The sequence below is a fragment of the Brevundimonas abyssalis TAR-001 genome, assembly GCF_000466985.1.
Classification (GTDB): Bacteria; Pseudomonadota; Alphaproteobacteria; order Caulobacterales; family Caulobacteraceae; genus Brevundimonas; species Brevundimonas abyssalis.
Genome location: NZ_BATC01000084.1, coordinates 1 through 9207, shown reverse-complemented (window position 1 = coordinate 9207; position 9207 = coordinate 1). Strand labels below are relative to the sequence as shown.

At 70.5% G+C, this 9207-nt stretch carries 9 protein-coding genes and 2 pseudogenes; 8 read left to right on the top strand and 3 right to left on the bottom strand.

Annotated elements, in window-relative coordinates; translation table 11 throughout:
• The 3 genes and pseudogenes from MBEBAB_RS13990 to MBEBAB_RS13985 form a co-directional block, all read left to right on the top strand.
• Window positions 1-842 (top strand): annotated as a pseudogene (locus MBEBAB_RS13990) (ABC transporter ATP-binding protein); the annotation flags it as partial.
• The gene (locus MBEBAB_RS17805; protein WP_021698637.1) at window positions 839-1267 is read left to right on the top strand and encodes a hypothetical protein; all 429 of its coding nucleotides are present in this window, start codon (window positions 839-841) and stop codon (window positions 1265-1267) included. The pseudogene MBEBAB_RS13990 and the gene MBEBAB_RS17805, both read left to right, overlap by 4 nt.
• A 32-nt stretch (window positions 1268-1299) precedes the next feature.
• On the top strand, window positions 1300-2289 hold the full coding sequence (locus MBEBAB_RS13985; protein WP_021698636.1) for an ABC transporter permease: 990 nt from the start codon (window positions 1300-1302) through the stop codon (window positions 2287-2289).
• A 73-nt stretch (window positions 2290-2362) separates the two neighbouring features.
• Here the strand turns inward: MBEBAB_RS13985 and rpsU are convergent, their stop codons facing one another.
• Window positions 2363-2593, bottom strand: coding sequence for a 30S ribosomal protein S21 (gene rpsU, locus MBEBAB_RS13980; protein WP_148291571.1), 231 nt, complete (start codon window positions 2591-2593; stop codon window positions 2363-2365).
• Between the two features lie 202 nt (window positions 2594-2795).
• On the opposite strand from rpsU, the gene MBEBAB_RS13975 reads away from it, so the two are divergent.
• Window positions 2796-3434, top strand: a complete 639-nt coding sequence (locus MBEBAB_RS13975) for a COQ9 family protein (RefSeq protein WP_021698634.1) — start codon at window positions 2796-2798, stop codon at window positions 3432-3434.
• Window positions 3435-3861: 427 nt separating this feature from the next.
• Here MBEBAB_RS13975 and MBEBAB_RS13965 read toward each other — a convergent pair.
• Window positions 3862-4940 (bottom strand): annotated as a pseudogene (locus MBEBAB_RS13965) (5-(carboxyamino)imidazole ribonucleotide synthase).
• Window positions 4940-5431, bottom strand: coding sequence for a 5-(carboxyamino)imidazole ribonucleotide mutase (gene purE / locus MBEBAB_RS13960; protein ID WP_021698632.1), 492 nt, complete (start codon window positions 5429-5431; stop codon window positions 4940-4942). Before purE ends, MBEBAB_RS13965 begins: the two are co-directional and overlap by 1 nt.
• 143 nt (window positions 5432-5574) lie before the next feature.
• Between purE and MBEBAB_RS13955 the strand changes: the two genes are divergently transcribed.
• From MBEBAB_RS13955 to MBEBAB_RS13940, 4 genes are all read left to right on the top strand, one after another.
• Entirely contained in the window at window positions 5575-6138 is a 564-nt protein-coding gene (locus MBEBAB_RS13955) for a GGDEF domain-containing protein (protein WP_081703550.1), read from the top strand.
• Window positions 6139-6198: 60 nt separating this feature from the next.
• A complete protein-coding gene (locus MBEBAB_RS13950; protein WP_021698630.1) occupies window positions 6199-7146 on the top strand; it encodes an aspartyl protease family protein in 948 nt (315 codons plus the stop codon).
• Between the two features lie 40 nt (window positions 7147-7186).
• Window positions 7187-8230: a ligase-associated DNA damage response exonuclease gene (locus MBEBAB_RS13945; RefSeq protein WP_021698629.1), complete on the top strand. Its 1044-nt coding sequence runs from the start codon at window positions 7187-7189 to the stop codon at window positions 8228-8230.
• The coding region (locus tag MBEBAB_RS13940) for a cisplatin damage response ATP-dependent DNA ligase (RefSeq protein WP_045319420.1) at window positions 8230-9207 on the top strand (978 nt) is incomplete at its 3' end. The genes MBEBAB_RS13945 and MBEBAB_RS13940, both read left to right, overlap by 1 nt.

Here is a 9207-nt window from a genome sequence, read left to right as displayed (position 1 = left end):
CCGAACGGGGCGGGCAAGACCTCGACCATCCGCATGATCCTGGGCCTGACCCCGGCCACCTCGGGGCGCGTGGAAATCCTGGGAGCGAACGACGGCCGCAAGGTGCGCGACCGCATCGGCTTCCTGCCCGAGGAGCGCGGCCTGTACCGCAAGATGACGCCGGTGGACGCCATCGCCTTCTTCGCCGGGCTGAAGGGCGTGCCGCTGGGCGAGGGGCGCCGCCGGGCCCGGGTCATGCTGGAGGCCCAGGGGCTGGGCGAGGCGTCGAACAAGAAGATGAAGGACCTGTCCAAGGGCATGGCCCAGAAGGTCCAGTTGATCGCCGCCCTGGCCCACGAGCCGGAGTTCGTGATTCTGGACGAGCCGTTCTCGGGGCTGGACCCCATGAACCAGCAGGGGCTTGAGGTCATGATCCGGGACATCGCGTCGAAGGGCGCCACGGTGCTGTTCTCGACCCATGTGATGCAGCACGCCGAGCGGCTGTGCGACAAGGTGGTCCTGATCGCGGGCGGGCAGAAGGCGTTCGAGGGCACGGTGGATGAGGCGCGGGCCACGGCGCCGCGCTTCCTCGAGCTGGAAGGCGCCATCGCGCCGGAGGCCGTGGCGGCCTGCCGGGGGTGGTCTCGGTGGAGAGCGAGGATCTGGGCGAAACGCGCCGCATCCGGGCGACGATGGCGGCCGGCGGCGCGGGCCAGGAGGCGCTGAAGGCGGCCTTCGTCCAGGGCCTGGATGTGCGCACCTTCCAGATGCGCGAGCCCAGCCTGCACGACGCCTTCATCGGCCTGACCGGGGCGGACCCGGATCAGGATCAGGGTCACCGGACCGAGGAGGCCGCCCGATGAAACGCGCCCTGTTGATCGCCCGCCGCGAATATCTGGCCTACGCCCGCACGGTCGGGTTCTGGCTATCGCTGCTGGCCCTGCCGTTCTTCGCCGTTCTGGGCGGCTCCGTGCCCTTTCTGATGGAGCGGTCCGAACCGATCAGCCAGGTGGTGCTGGTGGAGGCCCCCGGCGAGGGGCCGTCCCTGACCGCCGCCGTGCGCGCCGCCATGGACCGTGCGGTCCTGGGCCGGCAGGCGCAGGCCCTGCGCGCAGCAGCCCGGATCGAGGCCGGGCCCGAAGCGGCCGACGGCGTGCGGGATGTGGCGGAGCGTGAGGCTATGAGGCCGGACTGGCGGAGCTCAGGCGCGTCGCGCCGCAGGCGGCCGCAGGCTTCAGCACGCCGCGCGAACGCATCCGCATCATCGACCCGACGCCCGCAGACCTGACCGAGCTGGCGTCTGCGCCGGATCCCGCGGCCGTGCTGGCCCCGTGGTTCGAGGGGGAGCGCCTGCCGGGCGAGGTGCAGCTGGATTCGGCGGTGATTCTGAACCGGGCCGACGGCGCGCCTTCGGCGGTGGTGTGGTCGCGCCGGGCCACCGACGACACGGTGGAGGACGCGGTGCGGGCCGCCCTGGTCGAGGTCAACCGGCGCGAGGCTCTGACCGGCGCGGGCCTGGCCGACACGGTGGTGGACGATGTGCAGCGGTTCCGGCCGCAGGTGCAGATGTTCTCGCCCGCCAGCGTCAGCGGCGGGGAGGTGTCCCTGCGCGACCGCCTGCCGGGCATCATCGGCCTCGCCCTGGGCTTCCTGTTGTGGTCGCTGGTGGTGACCGGCGCCTCCATGCTGATGAACAGCGTCATGGAGGAGAAGGCCAACAAGGTGATGGAGGTGCTGATGTCGTCGGCCTCCTCCGCCGAGATCCTGGCGGGCAAGGTGCTGGGGGTGGCCGCCCTGACCGGGACGGTGCTGCTGGCCTGGGGCGCCATGGGCGCGGCCGGGTTCGCGGCCCTGATTCCCGAGATCGGCGCGGACGTGGCCGCAGTGCTGATGAAGGACGGTCTGCTGCTGTATCTGTTCGCCTATCTGGCGGGCGGCTATCTGATGTACGCGGTGATGTTCGCGGCCATCGGCGCCTTCTGCGAGACGCCGCGCGAGGCCCAGACCCTGATCGGGCCGATCATGATGATCCTGATCGTGCCGCTGCTGGTCATGCAGATGGCCATGCGCAACCCGGACGCCATGCTGGTCAAGGTGCTGTCGTGGGTGCCCCTGTTCACCCCGTTCCTGATGAGCGCGCGGGCGCCGTCCGGTCCGCCCCTGGTCGAGATCATCGGCACCATGGCCGGCATGCTGGTGACCGTGGTGGTGATCACCTGGCTGGCGGGCCGCGCCTTCCGCGCAGGGGCCCTGTCGGGGGTCAAGCTGGAGTGGAAGAGCCTGGGCCGGGTTCTGAAGCGGGAGGGGTGATCCCCGTTCCCCGACGTGAAAAAGCCGCCCCGGCGAACCGGGGCGGCCTGATCGTTTCGGTCGTCGTTCGGCCTTAGCGGCGCGGCGGCGGCGCGGGCAGCAGACCCTCGCGCTGGGCGCGCTTGCGGGCCAGCTTGCGGGCGCGGCGAACAGCCTCGGCCTTTTGACGGGCGCGCTTTTCCGACGGCTTTTCGTAATGCACGTGGCGCTTCATCTCACGGAAGCTGCCTTCGCGCTGCATCTTCTTCTTCAGCGCCTTGAGCGCCTGATCGACATTGTTGTCGCGAACGAAAATCTGAACCAGGGGTATCTCTCCTTTGGCCGCCCGCCGCGTCCTTATCCAAGGGAGACGGGCGAACAAAAAACAATTTCTCGCGGAAGGCGGGCTCCCGCAAGGAAGGCGTGCGGATACACGAACGGTTTGAGCCTGTCTAGGTTTCCGGTCCAAAGGACGCAGATTGTGATGCAGGCTCGCCACGCGCGCGGCCCGGGCGTAATCTACTGGCATGAACACGAGCACGGAACCCGACTGGGCTGACCGCATGGAGCAGGCGGTGCTGGACGCCGCCGTGGAGCGCGCGGAGGCGCTGGGCTGGAACCGCCGCCTGGTGCGGGCGGCCTGCGAGGCCAATAGCCTGTCGCGGGGGGACGAGGAGCTGTTGCTGCCCAACGGACCGCGCGATCTGGCGGCCCTGCTGTCGCGCCGCCATGACGCTCGCGCGCTGGACGGCCTGTCGTCCGAAGGCCTGAAGATCCGCGAGCGCATCTTCGCCGGAATCTCGGCCCGCATGGAGGCCGGGGCGGCGGATCTGGAGGCCACGAAACGGTGCGCCGGCTTCCTGGCCCTGCCCACCAACGCCGATCTGGGGCTGGAGCTGGCGTGGGAGAGCGCGGACCGAATCTGGCGCTGGGCCGGCGACACGGCCACGGACGAGAATCACTACTCCAAGCGCATGATCCTGTCGGGCATCCTGATCCCGGCCCTGACGATGCGATGGTTCGACGGCCGCGAGGCCGCCGAAGCCTTCGTCCAGCGCCGCATCGACAATGTGATGACCTTCGAAAAGTGGAAAGCCGGCAAGGACTTCGACGCTCCGCTGCGCAAGGCCACCGAATGGCTGGGGCGGATGCGGTATCGGGGGTAGCGGCGGGGTAGTCGGGGCGCTTCACTGGTCACCGTAGCTCACCGGTTGAGACCACCACCCGTTCAGTCGTCGTGAGACTCAATGGTCCAATTGCCATCAACCCGTTCGGAGAGATGTCCCCGTGGCGTCTTCAACATCACGTTGGCGATTTCGGGGGAGCGGTCGATGATGTGGTGCAGGTGAACCGGCCGAACAGACGAGCCGTCCGTAGAATGGTCAGGTTGTCCGCATGTTAGTTGCCACATCCCATCGGCATGATGAACGATCAAGTCCACCTCGTGGTCGAGTGCGAGCACATGGTCGCAGACGAGAACTAGCGGGGAATCCTCGTCTGACATTTCGCGTTCTCGACTAAATCTGGCTTGCATCCTTGAGAGCGATTTTCCCAACTTTGCGGTCGTTCAGTTGCCTGATCCAGGAGGAAAGATCAGAGCCCCCGCACCCTGTTCACATGCCCCATCTTCCGGCCCGGACGCGCCTCGCCTTTCCCGTACAGATGCAGCCGCGCGGCGGGGTCGGCGGACAGGGCGGGCCAGTCGAGGACGTCCTCGCCCAACAGGTTGGTCATCTCCACCCGGGCAACGGCGTCGGTTGATCCCAGCGGCCAGCCGGCGATGGCGCGGATGTGCTGCTCGAACTGGTCGCAGAGACAGCGTCCTGGGTCCAGTGGCCGGTGTTGTGCACCCGGGGCGCGATCTCGTTGACCAGCAGGGTTCCGTCCGCCAGCTCGAACAGCTCCACGCCGATGACGCCCACATAGGCCAGGCCGTCCAGGATGGCCTCGGCGATCTCTCGGGCGCGGGCGGCGGTGTCGGGGCGCACCTCGGCGGGGGCGAGGGTGGTGCGCAGGATGCCGTCGGCGTGGCGGTTCTCGCCCAGCGGATAGACGGCGATCTCGCCCTCCAGCCCGCGCGCGGCGATGATCGACAGCTCGCGCACGAAGTCGGCTTTCGCCTCAAGGATGGCGGGGGCGCGGCCGATGGCTTCGAAGGCGGCCTCCGCCTCGTCGGCCGAGCGCACCCACGCCTGGCCCTTGCCGTCATAGCCCTCGCGCCGGGTCTTGAGCAGAGCGGGCAGGCCGATGCGGGGCAGGGCGGCGGTGATGTCGTCTGCGGAATCGATGGAGGCGAAGTCCACCGTCGCGGCGCCCACCGCATTGAGGAAGGCCTTTTCGGCCGAGCGGTCCTGCGCCACCGCCAGCGCCGTGGGGCCGGGCGCCACCGCCGCGCCGTTGACGGCCAGCAGGTCCACGGCCGCCGAGGGCACGTTCTCGAACTCGAAAGTCACCACGTCGGACAGCCGGCCCAGCGCCTCCAGCGCGTCGGGGTCGTCGAAGGGGGCGGTGATCTGCTGGCGCGACACCCGGCCCGCCGGGCTTTCGGCCTGGGGGTCCAGAATCACCACGTCGAAGCCCAGCCGCGAGGCCGCCTGCGACAGCATCCGGCCGAGCTGGCCGCCGCCGAGAATGCCGATGCTGGAGCCGGGAGCGAGGGGGAACTGCGCCATCAGTCCTCGACGGTCTCCGCGACCGAGGCGGTCAGGTCCGCGCGCCATGTGGCCAGCCGTCCGGCCAGGGCCTCGTCCGACAGGGCCAGGATCTGGGCGGCCAGCAGGCCGGCGTTTGTGGCGCCCGCCTCGCCGATGGCGAGCGTCCCCACCGGCACGCCGCCGGGCATCTGGACGATGGAGAGCAGGGAATCGAGCCCCTTGAGCGCCCTGGACTTCACCGGCACGCCCAGCACCGGTAGCTCGGTCATGGAGGCGACCATGCCAGGCAGGTGGGCCGCGCCGCCCGCGCCCGCGATGATGACCTTGAAGCCCTCGCCCCTGGCGCCGCGCGAGAAGGCGACCAGCCGGTCGGGGGTGCGGTGGGCCGAGACGACACGCGCCTCCCAGGCGACCTCAAGGGCGTCCAGCGCGTCGGCGGCGCACTTCAGGGTGGGCCAGTCCGAACGGCTGCCCATCACGATGGCGACCAGGGGCGTAGAGCGGTCCATGAACCCTCCGACGTCAAGGAAAGAGCGGGCTTATAGGACCGGCGTTGCGTGAGCAACCGGGTGCGGTAGCATCGGCTCCGTAAACGGGGGTGAGTCGCGCCCCCGGCGGGAGTTCGGGAGTGTCCGACGGTGGTCAGGGTCCGGTGAGCGGCGCGCTCGCAATCGACCTGGAAGGCGAGCTCCGGCGTCTGCGCGCGGAGGTCGAGGCCCTGCGCGCCCGGGCCGAGGCGGCCGAGGCGGCGGCGGACCACGATGTGCTGACCCCCGCCCTGAACCGGCGCGGGTTCATGGAGGCGCTGCACCGCGCCCTGGCCTATTGCCGCCGCCATGATGTGCCGGCGGTGCTGCTCTATCTGGATCTGGACGGGTTCAAGGGGGTCAATGACACCCTGGGCCACCCCGCCGGGGATGCGGCGCTGAAGCGCGTGGCCGAGCTGATGCTGGCCAACCTGCGGGAAAGCGACGCCGTGGGCCGTCTGGGCGGGGACGAGTTCGCCCTGCTGCTGCTGAACGCCGGGGCCGAGGAAGGCCGCGACAAGGCCCGCCGCCTGCTGGAGGCCCTCAACGCCGACGGCTTCGAGTGGGAGGGCGAGCGGGTGCCGCTGGGCGGGTCGTTCGGCGTGCGCGCCTATGCCGGCCAGCCCGACGCCGAAACCTGGCTGGCCGAAGCCGACGCCGCCATGTGGGTGAAGAAGAAGAGCCGCTAGACCCGCCCGGACCCCACGCCGCAGCGCGGAACGCCCCGATAACCGCTACGTTGGCTGACCGTGACCCATTCCTCCTCCCGCCCGCGCGGCCGATCGCGCCGTTCCGTTCTGACCAGCCTGGGCCTGCTCGGCGTGGGCGGGGCGGCGGCGTGGTGGGCGCGGGAGAACCTTTTCTGGCCCGGGCCGGGCGCCACCTTCGCCGAGGACGGGACCAGCGGCTGGCTGGCCTTCGCCACGGACCATCGCCTGTTCGTCTCCGCCCGGGCCATGATCGACGGCGTGGCCGTGGACGCCCTGATCGACAGCGGGGCCCAGCGGTCCGTGGTGGACGCCACCCTGGCCGAGGAACTGGATCTGCCGCGCCGCCTCAGCCCGCCCCAGATCGCCTATGGCCTGGGCGGCGGGGCGCAACTGGGCCATGCGGTCAATGCGGACGTGCGGCTGGGCTGGATGACCCTGAAGGGGCTGACGGCGGGGGTGCTGGACCTGGGCCCGCTGGCGTCCAGCGGTCTGAACACCCGGTTGATCCTCGGCTATGACGTGCTGAGCCGCATGGCGCTGGACATCGATTTTCCGCGCCGCCGCCTGCGTTTCGGCCGCGATGAGGCGACGGTGGCGCCGCCCGGAGCGCAGGCTCTGCCCGCCACGCGCGAGGGCCGCTCCCTGATGACCCAGGTGTCGGTGGAGGGCGCGGTGCTGGACGCGGTGGTGGACACCGGCGCCTCGCCCGCCCTGAGCCTGAACATGGAGACGGCCACGGCCGCCGGGCTGCTGGACGGGCGGCTGGCGCGCGAGGCGTCCAGCATCGTTCTGGGCGGCGTGCTGGCGGGCCAGGTGGTGACGGCCCGCACCCTGACCCTGGGCGAACGTCTCTATGAGGACGTGGAAGTCCACGCCTATCCGCGCAGCGCCCTGCCGGGGGTGCCGGCGGTGCTGGCGGGCATGGGCCTGTTCCGCGACGACCGGCTGATCCTGGACATGGGCGCCGGGCGGATGCTGGTGGATTGAGCCGGGAACGGCTTGGCGAAAGGCGCCTTATGATCACGCCATGCCGCCGTCAGCCCTGAAACCCGAAGCCCTGCTGCGCCCCACGCCGAGAGGCCTGTGGTGCGAGCCGGGCGATTTCTACATCGACCCGCCGGGGCCCGTGGACCGGGCCGTGATCACCCACGGCCATGCGGACCATGCCCGGGCCGGGCACGGCTCGGTGCTGGCGACCCCCGAGACCCTGGCCATCATGGGCGAGCGCTACGGCAAGGATTTCGCGGGCCGGACCCAGGGCCTGGCCTATGGCGAGACCACCGAGGTCAACGGCGTGTCGGTGGGGTTCGCCCCCGCGGGCCACGTGCTGGGCTCGGCCCAGGCGGTGCTGAGCCATCGCGGGCTGACCGTGGTGGCGTCCGGCGACTACAAGCGGCGGCGAGACCCCACCTGCGCCCTGTTCGAGCCGGTGCCCTGCGACGTCTTCATCACCGAGGCCACCTTTGGATTGCCTGTGTTCCGCCATCCGCCCGACGCGGGCGAGATCGGCCATCTGCTCAAGTCCGTGGCCCAGTTCCCCGACCGGGCCCATCTGGTCGGGGCCTATGCGCTCGGCAAGGCGCAGCGGGTGATCCGGCTGCTGCGCGAGGCGGGTTATGACGAGACCATCCATGTCCACGGCGCGCTGGAGCGGCTCAACCGGCTCTACGAACATTTTGGCGTCGATTTGGGGCCGCTGGCGCCAGCGACCGGGTCCAAGGCGGACTTCGCCGGAAAGATCGTGGTGGCCCCGCCCTCGGCCATCGCGGACCGGTGGAGCCGGCGCTTTCCCGATCCGGTCACGGCCTTTGCGTCCGGCTGGATGCGGGTGCGGGCCCGCGCCCGGCAGCGGGGGGTGGAGCTGCCGCTGATCCTGTCGGACCACGCCGACTGGGACGAGCTGACCGACACCCTGACCGAGCTGAGGCCCGATCAGGTCTGGATCACCCACGGGCGCGACGACGCCCTGTGCCGCTGGGCCGCGCTGAACGGGCTGAACGCCCGGGCCCTGCATCTGGTGGGCTATGAGGACGAGGACGACGAGGAGATGGGCGGGGAGGCGGATAACTGATGCGCGCCTTCGCCACCCTGCTGGACCAGCTGTCCATGACCGCGTCACGCAACGCCAAGCTGACCCTGATGCGCGACCATCTGGTGGACGCGCCGGACCCGGACCGGGGCTGGGCCCTGGCGGCCCTGACCGGAGCCCTGTCGTTCAAGGCCGCCAAGCCCGCCATGATCCGCCAGGCGGTGGAGGGGCGGGTCGATCCGGAGCTGTTCCGCCTGTCCTATGACTATGTGGGCGATCTGGCCGAGACCGTGGCCCTGATCTGGCCGGCGAAGCACGGCGCCAACCGGGAGCCCGAGCTGTCCGAGGTCATCGACGCCCTGACCCACGCCAGGCGGGGCGAGGTGCAGGGGCTGCTGGAAGGTTGGCTGGACGCGCTGGACGCCGACGGGCGCTGGGCCCTGCTGAAGCTGCTGACCGGCGGCCTGCGGGTGGGCGTCTCGGCGCGGCTGGCGTGGCAGGCGGCGGCGGACTTCGGCGGGGTCGCGGTGGCCGACATCCAGGAGGTCTGGCACGCCCAGGAGCCGCCCTATGCCGACCTGTTCGCCTGGCTGGAGGGCAAGGCCGAACGACCCTCGGTCGACGCCCACGGCCGCTTCCGCCCCGTCATGCTGGCCCAGCCGCTGGACGAGGAAACCGACCTGCCGAAACTGGACCCGGCCGCCTACGCCGCCGAGTGGAAATGGGACGGAATCCGCGTCCAGGCGGTCTCGGAGGGCGGGGTGAAGCGGCTGTACAGCCGCACGGGCGAAGACATCTCCGGCGCCTTTCCCGACGTGCTTGAGGCCCTGACCTATGAAGGCGTGATCGACGGGGAACTGCTGGTCATGCGGGACGGGCAAGTGGCGTCGTTTGGGGACCTGCAACAGCGGCTGAACCGCAAGACGGTGGATGCGAAGCTGGTGGCCGCCAACCCGGCGGGGGTGCGCGCTTATGACCTGCTGGCGGCGGACGGCGAGGACCTGCGCGGGCTGCCGTTC

Excerpts from the sequence above, each read along its gene's own strand:
- MBEBAB_RS17805 (WP_021698637.1), top strand. The coding sequence starts at position 839 with ATGAAACGCGCCCTGTTGATCGCCCGCCGCGAATATCTGGCCTACGCC.
- MBEBAB_RS13975 (WP_021698634.1), top strand. The coding sequence starts at position 2,796 with ATGAACACGAGCACGGAACCCGACTGGGCTGACCGCATGGAGCAGGCG.
- purE (WP_021698632.1), bottom strand. The coding sequence starts at position 5,431 with ATGGACCGCTCTACGCCCCTGGTCGCCATCGTGATGGGCAGCCGTTCG.
- MBEBAB_RS13945 (WP_021698629.1), top strand. The coding sequence starts at position 7,187 with ATGCCGCCGTCAGCCCTGAAACCCGAAGCCCTGCTGCGCCCCACGCCG.